This is a genomic window from Amycolatopsis sp. NPDC059021 (genome assembly GCF_042739895.1).
Lineage (GTDB): Bacteria > Actinomycetota > Actinomycetes > Mycobacteriales > Pseudonocardiaceae > Amycolatopsis.
Genome location: NZ_JBHYIQ010000007.1, coordinates 42,506 through 61,596 on the forward strand (window position 1 = coordinate 42,506; position 19,091 = coordinate 61,596).

Sequence of the window (19,091 nt, forward strand, 5' to 3'; positions counted from 1 at the left end):
GCGGGGTTCGCCCCCGGGGGCTGCCCCGCCCGCCCCCGCCCACACACCCCCCCCCCGCCCCGGGTGGCGCAACCGTCAATTGGCCTCGGTTGACGTCCCGAACGGAGCGTTCGCGACACGCACCCCGGACCCACCACATGCCGCGAAGGGGTCCTTCACAGCGCTCAACGCCGCGAAGGACCCCTTCACCAAGCCCCCGGGAAAGCACCCACCAGCAAAACCGCACCCCCGCACCTACTGACAAAACCTCATTGGGGCGCATTCACGGATCGTCAAGCGGGTCCGGGGAAGTTTTCAGGGAGTGGGACCCCGGCTCGGGAAGTGGGACGGGCTCAAGGGCGTGATTAGCGTGAAACGGGTCGGCGCAAGCGAAAGCGCCCCGTTCCCCGCTGGAGCCGCCCGGTGCCTGGATCACCCCTGTCCCGCGTGCGCGTCGTCACCGCCGCGCTCGCCCTGCCCCTGCTGCTGACCACGGTGGCCGCCTGTTCGGCCGCGGGCGGTGATCCCGCGGCCGACGCGGGCCCGCCCCGCCCCGGCGGCACGCTGCGGCTGGGCATTTCGTCCAATCCCGACTGCATCGATCCCCAGCAGTTCGGGACGAACGCCGCGCTCAACGTCGGCCGTCAGCTCGTCGACTCGCTCACCGATCAGGACCCGAAAACCGGTGAGATCAAGCCGTGGCTGGCCCAGAAGTGGGAGGTCAGCGCCGATTCGACGGCGTTCACCTTTCACCTGCGCGACGGCGCGACGTTCTCCGACGGCACGCCGGTCGACGCGGCCGCGGTGAAGGCGAACTTCGACGGGATCAAGGCACTCGGCGCGAAAGCCCAGCTGGCCTCCGGATATTTGGCCGCGTACAAGGCAAGCACGGTGGTGGACCCGCACACCGTGCGCGTCGAGTTCAGCGCGCCGAGCGCGCAGTTCCTCCAGGCCAGCTCGACGATGTCGCTCGGTCTTCTCGCCCCGTCCGCGTACAAGAAAACCCCGGACCAGCGCTGCCAGGGCGACGGGCTCATCGGCTCGGGCCCGTTCGTGTTCCAGAGTTTCCGGCAGAACCAGGAAATCGTGCTCGCGAAGCGCAAGGGCTACGCGTGGGGTTCGTCGCTGTTCCGCCACCAGGGCGAGGCGTATCTCGACAAGGTGAACTACAAGATCGTGCCCGAGCCGGGCGTCCGCACCGGCAGTCTCGCCTCCGGCCAGCTCGACGCGATCACCGACGTCCAGCCGGTCGACGAACCACAGTTCGCGGGCAACGGCTTCACCGAACCGGTCCGGCCGAATCCGGGCGTCGTGTTCAACCTGCACGCGAACACCACGCGCGGGGTACTCACCGACGAGAAGGTGCGCCAGGCCGTCGTCAAGGGCATCAACCGCCAGGAGGTCACCAGCACCGTCCTGACCGGGAACTACAAGCCCGCCACCAGTATTCTCGGCTCGGCGACGCCACTGCACGCGGACCTCTCCGCGCAGCTCGCCTACGATCCCAGCGGCGCGTCCGCGCTGCTCGAGGGCGACGGCTGGAAGCCGGGGCCGGACGGGATCCGTGCGAAGGACGGACAGCGCCTCACCGCGGCCGTGCAGTTCTCCCCGGTGTTCAACCAGAACCGCAGCGTGCTCGAACTCGTCCAGCAGCAGCTGCGCAAGATCGGCTTCGAGCTGCGCATCGACCAGCGCACCACCGCGGAAACCGTGCAGGCGCAGCAAAGCGGCGACTACGAGTACCTCTGGTACAACGTGACCAGGGCGGATCCGGACATCCTGCGCGGCATCTTCTCCACCAAGGCGAGCAACCGCAGCAAGCTCCCCGCCGGCAATCCGCTCGACGCCGCGCTCGACGACCAGGCGTCCACAGTGGACTCTGGAAAACGCAAGCCCGCCGCCGAGCTGGCCCAGAAACTCATCGTAGAGCACGGGTACACGGCTCCGGTGTTCGAGCTGACCCAGGTACTCGCCGTCGGCACGACCGCCCATTCGGTCGACTTCGAGGCGTCCTCCCGGCTCCAGCTGTTCGACACCTGGGTTTCCGGCTCATGAGAGCGTATCTGCTCCGCCGTGTCGGGCAGGCGGTATTCGTACTGTGGGCGGCGTTCACGCTGTCTTTCGTGATCCTCTACCTGTTGCCCGGCGACGCCGTTTCGGCGAAGCTCGGCGGCGGCGAAGGCGGCATCACCGCGAGTCCCGAACAGCTCGCGCAGGCTCGCGCGGAGTACGGGCTGGACGACCCGCTTCCCGTGCAGTACGGAAAGCGCTTGCTGTCCGCGCTGCACGGGGATTTCGGGCGCAGCATCACGACCGGCGACGACGCGGCGCACATGGTCGTCTCGGCACTGCCACCGACGCTCGCGGTGACCGGGATCGCCGTGCTGCTGGCAATCCTCGGTGGTGGCGGGATCGCCATCGCCGGGACCTACACCCGGCGGCCATGCCTGCGTCAGCTGCTGCTTTCCTTGCCACCATTGGGAATTTCCCTGCCGACGTTCTGGGTCGGGCTGCTGCTCATCCAGTTCTTCTCGTTCCGCCTGCGGCTGTTTCCCGCCCTGGGCACGCAGGGCTTCGCCTCGCTGATCCTGCCCGCGATCACGCTCGCGCTGCCGACGGGAGCGATCATCGGCCAGGTGCTCGCCAGGAGCCTGACCGCTCAACTCGCCGAACCGTACGTCGAAACCGCGTCCGCCAAGGGTGCCAGCCGCCTGAGAGTCCACTTCGGACATATTTTGCGCAACGCCGCCGTACCGGCGCTTACCGTGGCCGGGGTGGTGGCGGGCAATCTGCTCGCCGGGTCCGTGATCACCGAGACGGTGTTCTCCCGTGACGGCGTCGGCCGGGTCACCGCGGCCGCGGTGACGAACCAGGACATCCCGGTGGTACAGGCCGTGATCGTGCTGGCGGCGCTGGTGTTCGTGGTGCTGAACCTCGTCGTCGACCTGCTCTACCCGCTTCTCGACCCGCGGATCGCCGCGACGAAGGCACCGGAGGTGGCCCGTGGTTGACCTGGCACAACGCACCGGGGTCGTGGTACGCAGGCCGGGCCTCGCACTGGCCGTCGTGATCCTCGTGCTCGCGCTGCTCGCCGCGGTCGCGCCGTCGTTGTTCACCGGCTACGACCCGATCAGCGGTGTCCCGGCCCAGAAACTGCGCGGGCCGTCCCTGGCACACCTGTTCGGCACGGACGAGACGGGGCGCGACATCTTCGCCCGCGTCGTGCACGGCGCGTCGTTGTCCTTACGCGCCACCGTCATCGCCGTGCTCGTCGCGCTCATCGCCGGAGCCGCGCTCGGCCTGATCGCCGGGTTCCGAGGCGGCGTACTGGACACCGTGGTGATGCGGGTGGTGGACGTTCTGCTGGCGATCCCGCCGATCCTGCTCTCGCTCGCGCTGGTCACCGCGCTGGGCTTCGGCACGACGAATGTCGCGATCGCAGTCGGTATCGCCAATCTCGCCGCGTTCGCCCGGCTGATGCGCGCGGAGGTGCTCCGCGTGCGCAGCACCGTGTACGTCGAGGCCGCGCGGGCGAGCGGGGTGCGCTGGTCCGGCGTCCTCGGCAGGCATGTGCTGCCGAACGCGCTCGGCCCGGTGCTCGCGCTGGCGACGCTCACCCTGGGCACAGCGGTGCTGGAAGTGTCGGCGCTGAGCTTCCTCGGTTTCGGCGCGACGCCACCGACGCCGGAATGGGGCGCGCTCGTCGCGGGCGGCCGCAACTTCCTGGCCACCGCGTGGTGGATGACGACGTTCCCGGGTCTGACGGTCGCCGCGATGGTCCTTGCCGCGAACCGGCTTTCCCGCGCGCTGGACGGAGGCGACGGACGATGACCGACGAACTGCTGCGGATCCGCGATCTCGCGGTGTCCTACCGGACGAGATCCGGCGTGGTCCCGGCGGTGCGGGGCGTGGATCTGACCGTCCACACCGGACAGGTCGTCGCGGTGGTCGGCGAGTCCGGTTCGGGGAAGAGTACAACGGCGCACGCCGCGATCGGGCTGTTCCCCCGTGGCGGACGGATCGACGACGGCGAGATCACCTTCGCCGGGCGTGATCTCACGCGGCTGTCGGATCGGCAATGGCGTGGAATACGGGGCAGGGAAATCGCTCTGGTGCCGCAAGATCCCGCCGTGTCACTCAATCCCGTACACCGGATCGGCGATCAGGTCGCCGAAGTACTGCGGATCCACGGCTTCGCCGATCGGCGTACCGCGGGGGTCGAAGCGGTGGAGCTGTTGCGCAAAGCCGGGATTCCCGAACCCGAAGCCCGCGCGCGGCAGTACCCGCACGAGCTTTCCGGTGGGATGCGGCAACGGGCGCTGATCGCCGCCGCACTGGCGGGGCGGCCGAAGCTGATCATCGCGGACGAGCCGACCAGCGCACTCGACGTCACCGTGCAGAAGCGGATCCTCGATCACCTCGAGGAACTGGCCGGCGAGTCGGGGACGGCGATCCTGCTCATCACGCACGACCTCGGTGTCGCCGCGGATCGCGCGTCTCGGATCGCGGTGCTGTCCGGCGGCGAGGTCGTCGAAGAAGGCACTGCGGGTGAGGTCATCGGAGCGCCTTCGCAGGCATACACGCGGCAGTTGCTCGCCGCGGCACCGAGCATGTCCGCCGAACCACTGCGGCCGCCTCGCCCGCCGAGCGAACCGATCGTGTCGGTGCGAGGACTGTCGAAGACGTTCGCCCTCCCCGGCGGGCGGGTAGTGCGTGCCGTCGACGACGTGTCGTTCGACATTCCGCGCGGTCAGACGCTCGCGCTGGTCGGCGAGTCCGGCTCGGGAAAGACGACGACCGCGCGGATGGTGCTGCGGCTGGAAACGCCGTCGGCCGGGTCGATCACCTTCGACGGCCAGGATGTCACCGAGGTACGCGGCGAAGACCTGCGGCAACTGCGCCGACGGGCCCAGCTCGTGTACCAGAACCCCTACGCTTCGCTGAATCCGAAGTTCACCGTCGAGGAGATCGTCGCGGAACCGTTGCGTGCGTTCGGTGTCGGCACCAGGGCCGAACGGCGTGCGCGGGCGGCGGAACTGCTGGGCCAGGTGGCGTTACCCTCGACGGCGCTGCGCCGTAAGCCCGCCGAACTTTCCGGTGGGCAACGACAGCGCGTCGCGATCGCACGTGCGCTGGCCTTGCGCCCGGAGCTGCTCGTCTGCGACGAGCCAGTGTCCGCTTTGGACGTTTCGGTGCAGGCCCAGATTCTGCGCTTGCTGTCCGATCTTCAAGCGGAACTCGGGCTGAGCTATCTGTTCATCTCGCACGACCTCGCCGTGGTGCGCCAGCTTGCTGACCGGGTCGGGGTGCTGCGTTCGGGTGAACTCGTGGAAATGGGACCGGCCGCCGAAGTGTTGCATCAGCCGAAGGCCGAATACACCCGCGAACTCCTCGCGGCGATTCCCGGCCGATCTGTGCAGGAGGTCCGATGAAGTTCGGTTTGTTCTCCCTCGTGGCCAACCACCCCGACCCGGCGACCGGCAAGGCCCCGAGTCAGCACGAACGACTGCGACAGGTCGTCGATTACGCGAAATTCGCCGAAGATCTCGGTTTCGACGCATACGGCGTCGGCGAACGCCACGGCGAGCCGTTCCTTTCGTCCGCGCCACCGGTGATCCTCGCCGCGATCGCCGAACGCACTTCGCGCGTCCGGCTGCTGACGACGTTGACCGTGATCAGCGTGCTCGACCCGGTCCGCGTCGCCGAGGACTACGCGACGCTCGACCAGCTCTCCGGCGGGCGGCTGGAACTGATGATCGGCAAGGGAAACGATCCGCGGCACTTCCCGTTGTTCGGGCTTTCCGAGGAACGGCAATGGGAATACCAGTCCGAGAATTTCGAACTGCTTCGGCGGCTCTTCTACGAGGAGAACGTGACGTGGTCCGGCGAGTTCCGGACGCCCTTGACAGACGTCACCACCCAACCGCGGCCGTTCCACGAGCGGCCCCGGATCTGGCACGGCAGCGCCTCCAGCACGGAGTCGACCGAACTGGCCGCGCGGTTCGGGGACCCGCTGTTCACCGCGAACGGCTTCCACCCGAAGAAGAAGTACGCCGACCTGATCGATCACTACCGGCAGCGCTGGGCGGACTACGGCCACGACCCGGCGGACGCGCTGGTCGGCTCCGGCGCGGGCGGCCTGTATGTGGCGCGGACCTCGCAGGAGGCGCTGGACGGCTACCGGCCGTACTTCGAGGCGTTGACGAAGACCCCGGCCTACCAGCACAACAAGTCGGAGTTCACCACGCTGGAGGACAAGATCGCGAACGGCTCGGCGCTGGTCGGGAGCCCGCAGCAGGTGATCGACAAGATCGGCGACTACCACGATTCGTTCGGGCACGAGGTGCAGGCGGTCTCGGTGGACGGCCTCACCGACGGTGAGGCGCGTGCCGTGCTGGAACTGTTCGCGTCAGAGGTGATGCCGGTGGTGGCGAACCAGCTACCGTCACGCGATTGGTGAGCTGACTTGGACTCGGCCCGCCCTGCCTCCCCATCCCCTAGGCACCCCCCACCCGCCCTTGGGGGGCGTCCCTGCAACATTCTATCGCCCGGGTACGACGAAACCGGGGCACAGCGGGGAAGGCCGCCGAGTTGTCCACATCCGGGGGTGCCTGTGGACAAGCCTGTTCACAACTCGGCGGCCGAGGCGGCCACCAGCAACGATCCGCGGTGAGACTTCTCGGTATGGGCGAAATGTCTCGCTGAGACGTGCTTGGCGCCGGGCGGCTCCATGTCCGGAACGCGTCGTTGGGGACGTCGACCGTCCTCAACGACGCGTTGAGGACACGGGGACCCTGCCATGGCAGGAGTCGCGAACGGCGCGATCCCGGCGTTGAACGCCGGCAATGTACCGTTCGCGACCCGGCCGACCTGCGCGGAAATCCGTGACGGGGCACTGTGACGGTGTCTCGGACGACGCTTCGTTCGAGACACCGCACCTGACTCCATCGGTGTTCGGATGGCCCGCATAAATGACGTTGCGAACCGCCGGATGTGTCCTTTGTGGATAGTGTCGCCGTGAAGGGGTCCTTACCGGCGCTGAGTGCTGTGAAGGCCCCCTTCAGGGCGTTCGGCGCGGCATCGTCTGTCGCGAACGCTCCGTTCGAGACGTTCATCGTCGCCAACGACGCGTTCGGGACATCGCGCCGGCCCGACGGCTGGACGCAGCCGGGCCGAGGGACGCCCTTGGTGCGTACACCGCACCGAGGGACGCCCTCGCCGCACCCAACGCACCCAGGGACGCCCTTGTCGCAGTCACGCCGCGGCCCCAGCACCGGCCACCGCCACAGCCACCGCCCCGACGACAGCGAGCGCGTCAACGCTCCCCGGTCAACCGCAGAATCTCCCGCGCCACCGCATCGTTCTGCCGGAAGGACGCCGCGTTCGTCCGTGGCCGCGTGAACGCCGCGGCCGAGCGCGCACTCGTGTGCGGGCCGACGGCGAAGCGGCGTGGCCGCGCCTCGCCCGCGCCGTCCAGCATCCTCGAGTCGCTCACCCGCGTGTGGATCCGCCCGGACGACAACCGGTCCCCGGTCGTCGAATCCACAATGGACTCCTCGACGAGTTCCCCGGAATCACGCAGCTGCCGCAGCAACTCGTCCGACGCGCGCCCGACACTGGCGTCCGGCAGCCGCGCTTCGATCAACGTCCGCGCAGTCACCTCGCCGGGAAAGCTCACACCGGAGGCGGCGAACAGGCCACGCGAGGCGTCCGCCCGTACCCGCATTTCCGCGCCCACGAAGGAAACCAGTCCGGCCTCCTGTAGTGCCAGCAGTTCCTCCAGCCGCCGCGGCGGTGGCCCGCTGGCGAAGTACGAGAAGAACCCGTGGAACCATCCGTCCAGATCGGACAACTGCGACGACGCGTCCAGACGGCCGGTACCCACCAGGCCGGCGAGCTGGCCGTACACCGAAAGCAAGGCCATGAACGCGCCGAGATCGGCACTGAACTCACCGTCGGCACGCCGGGCGAGATCCGCTTCGATGTACTCCCGCAGTTCCTTGCCGAACTCCTCCGCGGAACCGGTCCGCAGTCCGGTCAGCGGACGGTCCAAAGCGGACAGATCGAGCCGGTCCTGCTCAGCGGGTACGGCTCGGTCTATCAACGACGTCATTTCCGCGGAATCCCACGGTATATCGGCGAAAGCGTCGGCGAACACGGCGAAGTCGAGCCGGACCCGGTCCGGATGCCCGGTGAACAGTTCACTGTAGTACCCCCAGGCGATCTCCTTCGCGATCACCGGCCAGACGTCGTCGCGGAAGTGAATCGGCCCAGGCGCCTCGCACAGCTTCTCTATCGCGTAGGCGTCGAAGAACTTGGGCAGCTGCAACGGTTTTCCCCGAAGCCGGTAGCCGATTTTCGCGTGATACGGCACGCCGCGCCGCGAGCCGACGTGCAGCACCGGTTCGGCGCCGCTCGGGTGATACCGCAGCCCGCCGCAGGCGAGCTCCTCGAATCGGCCGCCGCGGCCCTCGGTCAGCAGCAACATGAGATCCACGAAAGCGAGCCCGAATCCCCGTACCAGCACCGGTTCCCCGGCGGGAACGGCCCCGTAGTCGACGTCGGCGGTGTACCCGGCCGGGTAATACGCCAAGCCGTGCTGGACGGCGAAATCGGCGAGTTCGCTCTCCCGGCCGTCCGGTTCGGCGTCGAGGTGGCCCACGGTGAACATCACCGCGTCGGCGGCAACAGGCTCGTCGACACCGTCGAGCCACACCCGCTGCGGATCGCCGTCCTCGACCCGCACCGCATGCGCACGGTGCTCGACGACCTCGACACCGCCGGGCAGTTCCGCCAGCACTTTCCGGTAGAACCAGTCAAGATAGGCGCTTTGCAGCCGCCGGGTCGGGAATTCCGTGCCCGCCAGCGCGTCCAGTTCGGCCCGCACGTCGGCGGGCACCTGCGCGTCGAGCGTGCCGTCACGCACCTGACGCGCCCACTCGATGAGGGAGGGACCCGGCCGGATCGGCCCGTCGATCCGCACCGAGTCGTCGGTGAACACCGTGACGTCCTCGGCCATCGAATTCATGCGCAGCAACGGGGACTGCGCATGACGCCAGACCCGGCCCGGTCCCGGCGGGAACGGGTCGATCAGATGCACGACGAGCCGCCCGGAGAGCAGTTCCGGAGCGTTCGCGGCAAGCCTTTCGAGGACGCCGACCCCACGCGGTCCGGCGCCCACGACGGCGAGTGTGAACGGCGGATCTTCGGCCACACCCCGAAGTTACGCCGGGCAGGCGCCACGCCGGGAAGTTCCCATAGTGCGGACACCGGCGGAAAGATCCCGCAAACCACCGTGCACACGGCACCGAATCCCTGATATCTGTCCCGGCACGGAAAGGATCGCCGATGATCGCGCAGCAGAGTTCCGGCACGCTGTCTTCCGCGCGCGGACGGGAAGGTGGCAGAGGTGTCCGATGACATCGGCGGGCCGGACAAGGCACCGACGGCCAAGGACGTGGTCGACACGCTGCGCCACGGCCGCTGGGCGATCTTCTGTCACGAATGGGCCGACGACCGGATCGATCCCCCGCGCTGGCGCGAAATCGTCGACGCGGCCGCGACCGAAGCCGGGATCGACGCCGAGTTCGTGGTGATCGAGAAACGCTCGCTGACCGTCGTCTTCAACCGCGCCGCGGCGCCGTCGTTCGAGCAGGTCCGGGACTCCGTCGAGGTCATCGAGCGTTACCGCTGGCTCCGGCGTTGCTCCTGATCTTCCCAGCAGCCGGACGTCGTTGCCGTCCCGCGCGCCGAAGGCGTAGCCGTAGAAAAGAGCGACGAAATGGGGTGGCGGTATGCCGGTCGAATTCCTGGGTATCGGGGGAACGCACGACGGTTCGGAAACGCACGCGCGATCCGGCGGCGTCTTCGACAAGGAGTACACGCTGCGGTTGGCCCGCGCGCACGAGGACTTCGGCTGGGACAGGGTGTTATTCGCCTACGGCTCCGGCTCGCCCGACCCCGCGCAGGCGGCGGCGTACGTCGCGACGAAGCTCGACACGCTGCAGATCCTGCTCGCGCATCGGCCGAACGTGTCGTACCCGACCTTCGCGGCGAAGACGTTCGCCAGCCTCGACCAGATTTCCGACGGTCGCCTGACCGTGCACTTCATCACCGGTGGCAACGACCACGAGCAGCAGCGCGAGGGCGACTACCTGACCAAGGACCAGCGCTACGACCGCACGCCTGAGTTACGAACCTACACTACTTCGCAAGTAGCGTGAATTACGCCGCTGACCTGGTCTTTTGTGCTGACGAAGCCATATGTCCCTGGTGCGAAGGGCGCGTAAGCAGGTCATCAGGCCCCGGCCTTCAGCTACGCGAGAGCGCGGCTGTCAGGGCGTAGGCCCTTCCCGGGTCCACTCGACGCATGTGGGCCGCTCGCCCCCGGACGCCAGGTATTCGTGTGCCGCCTTCCGCGCGTCCGCCGCCGGGATCTCGGCGTCGTCGGGGTACTCGAACTCTCCGGTGGCGAAGTAGTACATGACTTCGCCGTACTCGGGAAGCGGGAATGTTCCGCCCTTGCTGTAGAACTCTTCGGCCTTGCCCGCGTACCGCAGCACGCCCCGGTCTCCGTCGAATCCCACCGACAGGTCCGGCTTGGCCATATCGCCATCCTGCAAGAGCTGGACGAGCTGCGGGCCGTCGAGGGCAGCCACGTCGTCTAAGAGGGCGTCCAGTTCCGCCGGGGTAGCCACGATGACAGGTGCGTCCGTGTGGCCTTCGTACCACGCTGAGAGGGTCATTCGGGGGCTCCTGTGTAGCGGTTGACGACGTAGGTTCCGTCCGCCTTGACGCCGTAGACGGTGAGTGTCTTGCCCGGGGGCAGCACAGCGGGCAACACGGTGTCACAGCCGAACGGCCCCGGGCACGGAACGTGGTTGATGGTAACGGTGACCTCACGCAGTTCCGTTCGAGCCATGCGGACAGCGAGCCGGGTTTCAACGTGCGACGCGATGGCCAGGCGGTTGAATCCAAGTCGCGTCAGGTGAGCTTGGGCGGTCTCGTAGGAGACGTCGTCCGGGTCGTCCGGGTTGGCGTCGTGCTTGCCGCTCACGATCTCCCGATCAGGCTCTGTTGACCCGTTGGCGAACCATCGGCCGTGCGTCTTCTGGCCGCGCTCAACCGGTGGCGGCAGCGCCGCGCGAGCGGCCGTGACCCGTTCGGGCTCGTCAGGCGTGGTTTTCCTCGCGGCATCGTCCGCGGCCGGCCTGGTGTGTGCACCACGAGTTGTCTCCGTGCCGGGCTGCCCGTCCGCTGGCGGAGGTGCCCCGGTGAGACTGGCCCGGTAACTCGTCAGGTCTTTCATGGTCTTGCGCACTTGCTCAGCAAGCGCGGTGGCGTCGGCTGGCACGCCCCCGACAAGCTCTTCAGCCTGGATCGCGTCGTCCGCCGTCCGGCCCTGCCACGCCTTCACAAGGTCGCTGTGAGCTTCCTTGGCCTGGTCGTGGGCCTGTTCCAGCGCAGCTACGGCGTTGCCCATCGCGTCGAGCGCAGCGGTGACCAGCCTGGCGACTTCGCCGACGTCGGCCATGGTTACCCCCTTCGCCGGTTGCTGGTGAGGATCGCACCCACCACCGACGAAAACGGCACCCGCGAGCTGTTAGGCAAGCTCCCCGCCGACGCGTAGCCTCAATCAAGGCCCCGGCGCGTACCTCCCCCTCGCGTGCCGGGGCTCTTCGTGTCGTGTTGGGCACTCTGTGCCAACGAAACGGGGCACCCGGTGTGTCCAGGTGCCCCGTTTTCACTGTTACTGCTGCTATGCGCCCTGCTCGTCGGACCTAATCGCCTTGAGCAAAGCTCGGTGAGCATCGGCCGTGATGGTCAGGTGGCCAGCACGGGGGGCTTTGCTGTCACGGATCTTGACCCGTTCACCGCCACCGCCAGTCTGAAGCTCGATGCACTCGTTGTTGCCTGTACCGCCGCTGTAACTGCTCTTTCGCCACGTGGGTTCCTCGGTCATGGTGACTTCAACATCCCTAGCTCTCGACGGAGGCCGTCCGTCGACTCTTCCGGTGACCAAGCGTCTTCGGTGGCTACATCACCGAAGGTGTCTTCGTAACGCTTGACGTCATCTTGATTGTCTATCCACTCGCCTCCGGCTGAGTGTTCGAGGTACACGCACGGCACGTCCTGCGGTCGCGGGAAGCTCAGGACTGTGAAGCTGCCCGCCATGGTTGCGTAGGCCCCGGCGGAGAGCGGGACCAGTTGCACCGTCACGTTGGCTCGCTCGCTCATGGTGAGCAGGTGCTGAATCTGTTCGGCCATGATCACCGGTCCACCGACAGGGCGGCGAATGACGGCTTCGTCAAGCAGCACGTGGAGGTGAAGCGGGTCGTCACCTTCGAGACGCTTCTGTCGCTTCATCCGAGCTGCGACGTACTGAGTGATCCGTGTATTCGGGTCGTGAAACCGGTGACCGGCCTGCATGAGCGCTTCGGCGTACGCGGGAGTCTGCAACAGGCCGGGGACCGCTATGGGCTGGAGCGTTCGGACAGACACGGCTTCGGACTCGGCGCGCACCAACGCTCGGTATTCCTTCGTAGCCCCACCGGGAAGACGGATGCGCGTAGGGCGCTGTCCGGCGTCCTCCCACAACGCGAAACCTTCGGCGGCCGTGTCCCACGACAAGTCGAAGAGCTGGACCAGGACTTGAAACGCCAAGCGCGATGGTCGCGAGCTGCCGGACTCGTATCGGCCCACCGATGTCGCAGTCACCGCCAGTGCTTCGGCAACGTCCTCCAACGACTTCCCGGCACGCAGCCGCTGAGTAGCGAGCCACTCGCCGAACTGGATCTTTCGTTGCGTCGTCGCCATGGACAGGGAGCCTAGCGTCACCGCCGCGACCAGCGATCTCACCCAAAGGGTGTATTTTATCCCTGTAGATACAGCCTTAAATTACAAGGGTCGGCGGTGGCGCTACACCCCGTCGGCGGTAGGGCGGGGGCGCGCGTCATCCCGCACGCGCCACGTGAGTGCGCGCGTCCTCGTCCGTGATCGTTGAGAGGTGACGGCCATGAAGGCTCGCCGAGACTGCCAGCGGGAAGCCGTGGACGGGCGGGGTGCTCGTCATGGGTAATCCGGTAGTCGTTGTGTTCACCGCCTTGGCGGGCCTCGCGTTCGTGGCCTTCCTCTACTTGGGGCGTCTTCGACGGCCTCCCCGCCCCGTCGAGCATGAGTACTCCGTGGACGTGATCCGACGACGCGTCGAGCTTGAGAACCGGCGCCGCGCCGAGCTTGACGGCCAACGTCGCGCCGAGCAGGAGAGGCGAGCCGCGCGCGAGCCAGTGAAAGCGCTATCCGCACAGGTCGCGCAGGTTGCTGCCCCCGCCGAGCCGTCCGCACCCTCTACGCCAGATGTGCACCTGCCGGAATCTGTGCGACGCGCGCCGGTTGAGCCGGGTTTCCTCGCGGAACACGCCCCCACTTCCGTCGACCCGCCCACCGAACGGCGCTGGATCTGCGAAGAACTTCTTCACTCGGGCGACGGTGCGCCGAGTCTTGCCCGGCCGTATGCACCTAGGCCACGCGTTCAAACGCCAGAGCAGGCCCCGGGGCGGCACGCGCTGAGGGTGCCGCAACAGCGGCCGATTGAGAACAGGAAAATTACGGAGGAAACATGCGACTTTCCGACGTCGAGCGGGCAACTGTTGCCGCTTTCATAGGGAAGGTATCCGCTCGCAGTAGCCAAATGATCCACGGTTGGAAAACGTACGGGTCGGGCTTCGACATGCTACAGACCACGGAATTCGAGTATGCGGGCGAGGCGTTCACTGTAGTTCGAGACCATGATCTGAAAGTGCGTGTCTTCAGTCGACATGAATTGTCTGCGTTCGCTGAGGCGCTCCGAAACGGTGAGTGCTCCGACGTCGAAACGGCGGGTGGGAAAATGGTACTTCGCGGCTGCGAGCATCACGGCCAGCGACCCGACAAGATCCCGGTAATTGCGGTGTCGCGGGAAACGTTTGCCGCCTTTGCGGCCGAAATTGCGGCATAGTGCCATGGTGCCCGGTGCTCCACCGGATGATCCCGAAACCCTTGTCCATGCGCACGTGATCGCTGCGGCCACGCTCCCGGCGCCGGGAGCAGGCTTCGAAGCATGGGTAAAGCATCATCGAAAGAATCGGAGTATGTATCTGCGCGTATCTGAGATAGATCACGCAAACAGAGCTGCCGCCTTGTACTGGGCACGCTTCGAGCAAGGGAAGGCAGAAATACTTTTAGATCAACTTGAAGGCGACGGATGAATCAGGAGTGGAGTGCAGCCGAAATCGAGGGCCTCGCCAAAGCGGCAGACGTGTTTCTCTTGCTGGGCGACATCGAAACAGCGATCGGTCTATCTGACGTCGCGAATCACCTTCAGGAAAAGTATGTCAACGAACAAATCAGAAGAGCAGGAATGACTGACAAGATCGGAAACCGGTTCACTGAGCTGCGCGAATCCGGTTGGATGCTCTACTATTTCGGCACGCACGACGACGTCGCAGGTCTCGGAGCCGCGCGTTTGTGGCCAAAGCACCAATATGGAGAGGTCGTCATCGTGCACAATGTGAACTACGCGGTCGCATACCGGACCGTCCTCACTCCGACATTGAAGATCTTTACGCCAGACATGGTTTTCTGGACGACCGTTGGCAGCGCCGCGAAAGTTCTGAATCAGGCGGTTCGCCTGCGTGAGCCGAAAGGCCCGCATTACAAGCAGGAACTGAATTATCAGTACGAGGCGCCGCCGTATTGCGCGGTGCCGAGCGAGTGGCCGGAACCTGTGGAGTTGCCCCCGAGGCTCACCCCGCCCGCTCCGCCCGCAGCCCCCGAATCTAGTGCGAACAACGAGAGTGCGTGACATGGCCCGTGACCGAAAGCTGAACCCGCAAGAACGCCAGTTGCTGGCAAGCGTTCTTGAGAACGTGAATAACAACGATATTGAGGCAGCGGAGGACCATGCCAAGCTGCTCGATTTGACTATCCAGGACAACGATAAGTCGGCTGACAACAATAAATAAGCAATCGAAGAGGCCCCCTCCGAGTGCCGGGAGGGGGCCTCTGCCATGCGTTGCTAGTTTTCGCACCGCTTGGGGCCGTACGCCTCATTCTGGTGTGCAAGGGTGCTGTCGTCGGCGCTGCGGACGGCGACGCTCTGAAAGTCTGTCTTCGTGTCCTTGGCGACCTTGAGCGCGGCCTCACAGATGCTCTTGGACGTCGCCTTGTCGGCTTTAGTGAGCGCGGACGTCACGATGACTCCCCGGCCGTCGAGCTTGATACCCGACACCTTGGAAGCCCATGGTGCGGACTTGCTCGCGGCCGTGAATGCGTCGCGGAGCGCGGTGCCCGTGTTAGCGGGCTGGTCTGCCGGGGCGCTTGGTGGGGTCTGCGCCGGGGCGGAGGTCGGCGACGGTTCGGACGGCTGGTTAGTGCATCCTGCGGCGAGCCCGAGCAGGCAGGCAGCGAGTACGGCCGCCGCAGTCTTCACGGTTCTGTGGGTCACATGGCCTTATCGACGAACCGCGTGACGGAGTTACGTTGTGGTGTGCACGCCAACCACGACGGCCGCGGCCGGCTCGAGTGCGTTTGATGTGCACACCACAAGGGGCATGGCATTGGGAAGGCCCCCGCTGTCGCCAACGGGGGCCTTCCGTTCAGGTTAGAACCGGCGTGTAAGTCCGTCCCGGCCTGAACGTCGAGAACGCTACCAGTGGTCGGCGGCCGTGAGTATCAAACCTTCGTATGGGGTTCAGTCACGCGAACGGGGGTCGCGGTTGTTTGTAGTGCACACACCAAGTTCCAAGAACATGAAAAGCCCCGAGCGTCCAGGCAGACGCTCGGGGCGGGAATTCCTATGCGGCGGGTTCGGCCGCTACCCATTCGGCCGCGTCGTAAAGGTCGACTTCGGCGACGTCGAACGTGGTGGCAGTGATGCGCAGGGCGGCGGCCCGGCGGGCAAGATCGGGAAACTCGCCCGGGTCGGTCGCGGGGGCCGTGTCGGCGGGCAGTTCGGCGCCTGCGAGCGTGAGCCGATCAGCCAGCCCGGCGGCGTCTTCGCGGGAGAGGATCACGCACGCGGTCGCCCCGGTGTCCAGGCCCACGGAGACGAGTAGGCCCGTGGCTTCGCCGGGGCGCAGTCCGACATACATGCCGCAGGTCTCCCCGGCCTTGTCCTCTCCGGCGAGGACGGCCCTGATCTTGTCGGCAAGCGCGCGGGCGTCATCGGCCGAGATCTCGTGTTCGGCGGTGGCGGGCTGCCCTGCGGTGGTGCGGGTCTCGTGCACCGTGAGCAGCACTCCGCCTGCGGTCGTGGCAATGCCGATGTAGTCGTCTTCGTCGGTCAGGCAGCGATAGACGCGCATGTGGTGGCCTCCTTCTGGTGTGTCGGTGGCTGGTCGCGGGTAAGGCCAAGGGCGGCGGCAGCGGCGCTGAGCTTGGCGAGTGCGGCGGAGCGCAGGCGCTTCACGTGGCGGGTCGAGAGGCCGAGCAACTCGGCCGCCTGGTCGTTGGTGACGGCCGGGCCGGTGAATCCGTGCACGGCTTCGATTACCTCGCGTTCACGGTCGTTTAGGTCGGCGTGGTCCAACATGCGGCGGACGTCTTCGGCGTCTTCGACACGGGCAAGCGCGTCGGTCGCGTCGGCGTCCGGGGTGGTGTCGGCGTAGGTGAGGCTCGCCGTGCCCGTGGGTTCGGTCCACTGCACCGACCCGCCGAACATGGAGCCGTGCACGGCCCAAAAGGTCCGCAAGGTCCAGTCGAACCGGCTTTGCGCGTACATGACCGCAGCGAGCACGTTGTATTCGCCGTCTTCGGTGAGTGTGGCGGTCAGGGCTTCGCGCAGCCTGCGCCGTTCGCGACCGGGGATCACCGGGCGGCCGGGGCGCTGCGAATCGGCAAGGTCGACCAGGGAGCGCCGGACAGCACGGCCGATGTATGGGCCGACGTTTCCGCCGAATTTGTCGGAGACCAGCCCGGAACGAATGTCTTCGATCAGTCGAAGCGCACCTTCCTGGTGAAGGTCTTCACGATCCAGCGCAGCGTTTCCGGCCAGTCGCGCGGCGGTACGTTCCAGGTCAGCCGCAACGCGGACGTACAGCGGCAGCTCTGCGGAGCGGTCTCCGGCGGCGGCAGCGGCCACCAGGGCACCGGAGGTGCGGGGGTCTTCGTGCGCCTGTGCGGCGACGGTGCTAGCGGCAAGGCGCTTGAGGTGCGCGGGCAGTGCGGCACCTTGTGCCCGCGCGGGTTTCCCGGCGTCGAGCTGGGCGCGCAGCGTCTTGACAAGCGCGTCCGGACCGGGTCTTCCAAACGACATCGATCTCCCCCCTACTTGGCGGTATTTCCTTCCAGCGGTAGCCCCCTCAGACGAGTGACGCTAGCGGGTCTAGACCACAGGGCGGGACACTGAAAATTTCTCGGATTAATCGTGTAACGCGCAGGCCAGAAGCGCGATGCTCGCGCAAAAGGTCCATTGTGGATGATCCGGATCTAAGCGCCCACCAGCGCATCGTTTATCGATCATTTGTTCGATTGCCACTTAGGGCACCCTGAGTTACCAGCCAGTCAACAGAGTGTGCCCGTCTCGCACATAGTGATAGACGTCACGTTTGACCCTGCGTTGACTTGGGCTGATTGGGTGAATTTTCAACGACTCGCCGGAGCTGCTCGGCGGGGCGGTCGAACGCGTCCGCCGCGCGCCTGGTGAAAGCGCTTGCTGTCTCGGCGTGCAACACGGCCTGTGTCGCGTGGCGGCGGACCGCGTCCAGCGCGGCATAGATGCCGGAGTCCTCGCGTGCGGTCACGACGTCTTCAACCGGCCGCCGCACTCCCTTCACGGGCACGCCCGCGAGGTACTTCGGTGCCTCGGTGGCCACGTGATCGGCGGCGGTCGCGAGACCCGCGAAGGTGTCGGCGGCCATGCGCAACCGCGCAGCGATCACCGTGAAAGGGTCGGTTCTCAGACTCACGTTCAATTCCTTTCGTTGTCGGCAATCGCAAGCAATTCGTCCGCGCGGGCAAGGTAGAAAATTGCCGCGCGCAACAGGTCCGGCGATTCCCGGAAATGGCCGATTCCGGCATTGCACGAATGACACAGCAGGGCGCGGACCGTGCCGGACGGGTGGTGGTGGTCGACCATGAGCCCGAGCGGCAACCGGTCTTCGTGGCGCCCGCACACGGCGCACCGGAAGCGCTGTTCGGCGCGCAGCTCGTCCACGGCGGCGGCCGTGATGCCGTACCGGGCGACGTACCGCCGGTTGCGTGCCGCGTCGCGGGTGGCCTGGTGACGCAGCGCGGCGGCCCGCCGTGAGCACTCGGCGCAGACGCCCCGGCGCCCATCCCTGCTTGACGCCCGCCGGTAGAAGGCCACAAGCGGCTTGACCAGCCCACACCGCGCGCACAGCTTGCCGGGCTGGTTCACGCGGCGGCCCACTCCGCCCACAGTCCCCGCACGGCGGCCCGCTGGTCCTGCGGTAGCTCGTTGAGCCTGCCGGGCAGCCACCCGCCCAGCGTCCGCCCGCCCTTGGACAGGTTGCAGTCCGCGCAGGCCGGAGCGAGGTTCCACGGCGCGTCATCCCCGGCCAGCACTAGCGGCCACACGTGGTCCAGGTGCACGGCCTTCCCGCCGCAGTAGGCGCACCGGTCGCGGTAGAGCCTGCGCAGCCATGGCACGTCATACGCGAGGGCGTACACGGCCCTCTGATCGGCACGCAGGGCGTGACCGCGTGCTCTCTGCCGGTCCCGGTAGGACGGGAAGACCCGATACGCCTGGTCGGCGAAGTCGCGGAAGTACCTTGCTGCCTGCGCGGCGAGTGCGTCCAGGCAGGCCCGGACGTCGTCGGTGACTTGTGGTGCGCACGCCAACCCGGCCCCGCGGCCGGCGAGCGGTGCTCTTGTGGTGCACACGCCAAGGGCGAGACCCTCCGTTTCGGCCCGCAGCGCGACGTGATGAGCCTCCGCGCGGCGGGCGGCCTGGCCCATGTCGCCGTACTGCGCGAGCAGCCGTGCCGTCTCCTGGCGGCGCCGGGCCTTGAAGTGCTCGCCCGCGCACGAGCGGCACAGGAACAGCTTGTGCGGCCACATCGGGTAGACCCGCACACCTTGGGTAGTGCCGCAGCGGCACCGCGCCATCATGT

The 19,091-nt window shown here is 66.9% G+C and carries 21 protein-coding genes and 1 pseudogene; 11 read left to right on the forward strand and 11 right to left on the reverse strand.

The window, feature by feature from the left end:
• Positions 1 to 402: 402 nt before the first annotated feature.
• From ACFWX1_RS05690 to ACFWX1_RS05710, 5 genes are read left to right on the forward strand one after another with little or no spacing between them, the layout of a single operon-like run.
• Complete coding sequence (locus tag ACFWX1_RS05690) at positions 403 to 2,034, forward strand: ABC transporter substrate-binding protein (protein WP_378384213.1); 1,632 nt, start codon at positions 403 to 405, stop codon at positions 2,032 to 2,034.
• Positions 2,031 to 2,990, forward strand: a complete 960-nt coding sequence (locus ACFWX1_RS05695) for an ABC transporter permease (protein ID WP_378384214.1) — start codon at positions 2,031 to 2,033, stop codon at positions 2,988 to 2,990. The genes ACFWX1_RS05690 and ACFWX1_RS05695 overlap by 4 nt, the downstream gene beginning before the upstream one ends.
• Positions 2,983 to 3,810: an ABC transporter permease gene (locus tag ACFWX1_RS05700; protein ID WP_378384216.1), complete on the forward strand. Its 828-nt coding sequence runs from the start codon at positions 2,983 to 2,985 to the stop codon at positions 3,808 to 3,810. The genes ACFWX1_RS05695 and ACFWX1_RS05700 overlap by 8 nt, the downstream gene beginning before the upstream one ends.
• Positions 3,807 to 5,411: a dipeptide ABC transporter ATP-binding protein gene (locus ACFWX1_RS05705; protein WP_378384218.1), complete on the forward strand. Its 1,605-nt coding sequence runs from the start codon at positions 3,807 to 3,809 to the stop codon at positions 5,409 to 5,411. The genes ACFWX1_RS05700 and ACFWX1_RS05705 overlap by 4 nt, the downstream gene beginning before the upstream one ends.
• Positions 5,408 to 6,439, forward strand: a complete 1,032-nt coding sequence (locus tag ACFWX1_RS05710; RefSeq protein WP_378384219.1) for an LLM class flavin-dependent oxidoreductase — start codon at positions 5,408 to 5,410, stop codon at positions 6,437 to 6,439. Before ACFWX1_RS05705 ends, ACFWX1_RS05710 begins: the two co-directional genes overlap by 4 nt.
• An 855-nt stretch (positions 6,440 to 7,294) precedes the next feature.
• On the opposite strand, the gene ACFWX1_RS05715 is transcribed toward ACFWX1_RS05710, so the two are convergent.
• A complete protein-coding gene (locus ACFWX1_RS05715) occupies positions 7,295 to 9,193 on the reverse strand; it encodes an FAD/NAD(P)-binding protein (RefSeq protein ID WP_378384221.1) in 1,899 nt (632 codons plus the stop codon).
• 195 nt (positions 9,194 to 9,388) lie between these two features.
• Between ACFWX1_RS05715 and ACFWX1_RS05720 the strand changes: the two genes are divergently transcribed.
• Positions 9,389 to 9,691 carry a hypothetical protein gene (locus tag ACFWX1_RS05720; protein ID WP_378384223.1) on the forward strand — a complete coding sequence of 101 codons (303 nt, stop codon included), beginning with the start codon at positions 9,389 to 9,391 and terminating at the stop codon, positions 9,689 to 9,691.
• 82 nt (positions 9,692 to 9,773) lie between these two features.
• A pseudogene (locus ACFWX1_RS05725) lies at positions 9,774 to 10,169 on the forward strand (LLM class flavin-dependent oxidoreductase); the annotation flags it as partial.
• 144 nt (positions 10,170 to 10,313) lie between these two features.
• Here ACFWX1_RS05725 and ACFWX1_RS05730 read toward each other — a convergent pair.
• The 4 genes from ACFWX1_RS05730 to ACFWX1_RS05745 form a co-directional block, all read right to left on the reverse strand.
• A complete protein-coding gene (locus tag ACFWX1_RS05730; protein ID WP_378384224.1) occupies positions 10,314 to 10,724 on the reverse strand; it encodes an Imm1 family immunity protein in 411 nt (136 codons plus the stop codon).
• Positions 10,721 to 11,512 (reverse strand): DddA-like double-stranded DNA deaminase toxin, encoded by a 792-nt coding sequence (locus ACFWX1_RS05735; protein ID WP_378384226.1) that lies wholly within the window; start codon positions 11,510 to 11,512, stop codon positions 10,721 to 10,723. The genes ACFWX1_RS05730 and ACFWX1_RS05735 overlap by 4 nt, the downstream gene beginning before the upstream one ends.
• 225 nt (positions 11,513 to 11,737) lie before the next feature.
• Entirely contained in the window at positions 11,738 to 11,941 is a 204-nt protein-coding gene (locus ACFWX1_RS05740; protein WP_378384228.1) for a DUF397 domain-containing protein, read from the reverse strand.
• Entirely contained in the window at positions 11,938 to 12,795 is an 858-nt protein-coding gene (locus ACFWX1_RS05745; protein WP_378384229.1) for a helix-turn-helix domain-containing protein, read from the reverse strand. The genes ACFWX1_RS05740 and ACFWX1_RS05745 overlap by 4 nt, the downstream gene beginning before the upstream one ends.
• Before the next feature lie 802 nt (positions 12,796 to 13,597).
• On the opposite strand from ACFWX1_RS05745, the gene ACFWX1_RS05750 reads away from it, so the two are divergent.
• From ACFWX1_RS05750 to ACFWX1_RS05765, 4 genes are read left to right on the forward strand one after another with little or no spacing between them, the layout of a single operon-like run.
• A complete protein-coding gene (locus tag ACFWX1_RS05750) occupies positions 13,598 to 13,975 on the forward strand; it encodes a hypothetical protein (protein ID WP_378384231.1) in 378 nt (125 codons plus the stop codon).
• Positions 13,976 to 13,979: 4 nt separating this feature from the next.
• The gene (locus ACFWX1_RS05755) at positions 13,980 to 14,225 is read left to right on the forward strand and encodes an AMED_5909 family protein (protein WP_378384233.1); all 246 of its coding nucleotides are present in this window, start codon (positions 13,980 to 13,982) and stop codon (positions 14,223 to 14,225) included.
• Complete coding sequence (locus ACFWX1_RS05760; protein ID WP_378384234.1) at positions 14,222 to 14,821, forward strand: hypothetical protein; 600 nt, start codon at positions 14,222 to 14,224, stop codon at positions 14,819 to 14,821. Before ACFWX1_RS05755 ends, ACFWX1_RS05760 begins: the two co-directional genes overlap by 4 nt.
• Before the next feature lies 1 nt (position 14,822).
• The gene (locus ACFWX1_RS05765; RefSeq protein WP_378384236.1) at positions 14,823 to 14,981 is read left to right on the forward strand and encodes a hypothetical protein; all 159 of its coding nucleotides are present in this window, start codon (positions 14,823 to 14,825) and stop codon (positions 14,979 to 14,981) included.
• Positions 14,982 to 15,034: 53 nt separating this feature from the next.
• Here ACFWX1_RS05765 and ACFWX1_RS05770 read toward each other — a convergent pair whose 3' ends face one another.
• The 6 genes from ACFWX1_RS05770 to ACFWX1_RS05795 form a co-directional block, all read right to left on the reverse strand.
• Complete coding sequence (locus tag ACFWX1_RS05770; RefSeq protein ID WP_378384238.1) at positions 15,035 to 15,448, reverse strand: hypothetical protein; 414 nt, start codon at positions 15,446 to 15,448, stop codon at positions 15,035 to 15,037.
• Between the two features lie 364 nt (positions 15,449 to 15,812).
• The gene (locus tag ACFWX1_RS05775) at positions 15,813 to 16,322 is read right to left on the reverse strand and encodes a hypothetical protein (RefSeq protein WP_378384239.1); all 510 of its coding nucleotides are present in this window, start codon (positions 16,320 to 16,322) and stop codon (positions 15,813 to 15,815) included.
• Positions 16,301 to 17,272, reverse strand: a complete 972-nt coding sequence (locus tag ACFWX1_RS05780) for an RNA polymerase sigma factor (RefSeq protein ID WP_378384241.1) — start codon at positions 17,270 to 17,272, stop codon at positions 16,301 to 16,303. Before ACFWX1_RS05780 ends, ACFWX1_RS05775 begins: the two co-directional genes overlap by 22 nt.
• Before the next feature lie 286 nt (positions 17,273 to 17,558).
• Positions 17,559 to 17,930, reverse strand: a complete 372-nt coding sequence (locus ACFWX1_RS05785; RefSeq protein WP_378384243.1) for a hypothetical protein — start codon at positions 17,928 to 17,930, stop codon at positions 17,559 to 17,561.
• Complete coding sequence (locus ACFWX1_RS05790; protein ID WP_378384244.1) at positions 17,927 to 18,376, reverse strand: endonuclease domain-containing protein; 450 nt, start codon at positions 18,374 to 18,376, stop codon at positions 17,927 to 17,929. Before ACFWX1_RS05790 ends, ACFWX1_RS05785 begins: the two co-directional genes overlap by 4 nt.
• A complete protein-coding gene (locus ACFWX1_RS05795) occupies positions 18,373 to 19,089 on the reverse strand; it encodes an HNH endonuclease (RefSeq protein ID WP_378384246.1) in 717 nt (238 codons plus the stop codon). Before ACFWX1_RS05795 ends, ACFWX1_RS05790 begins: the two co-directional genes overlap by 4 nt.
• Between the last annotated feature and the right edge of the window lie 2 nt (positions 19,090 to 19,091).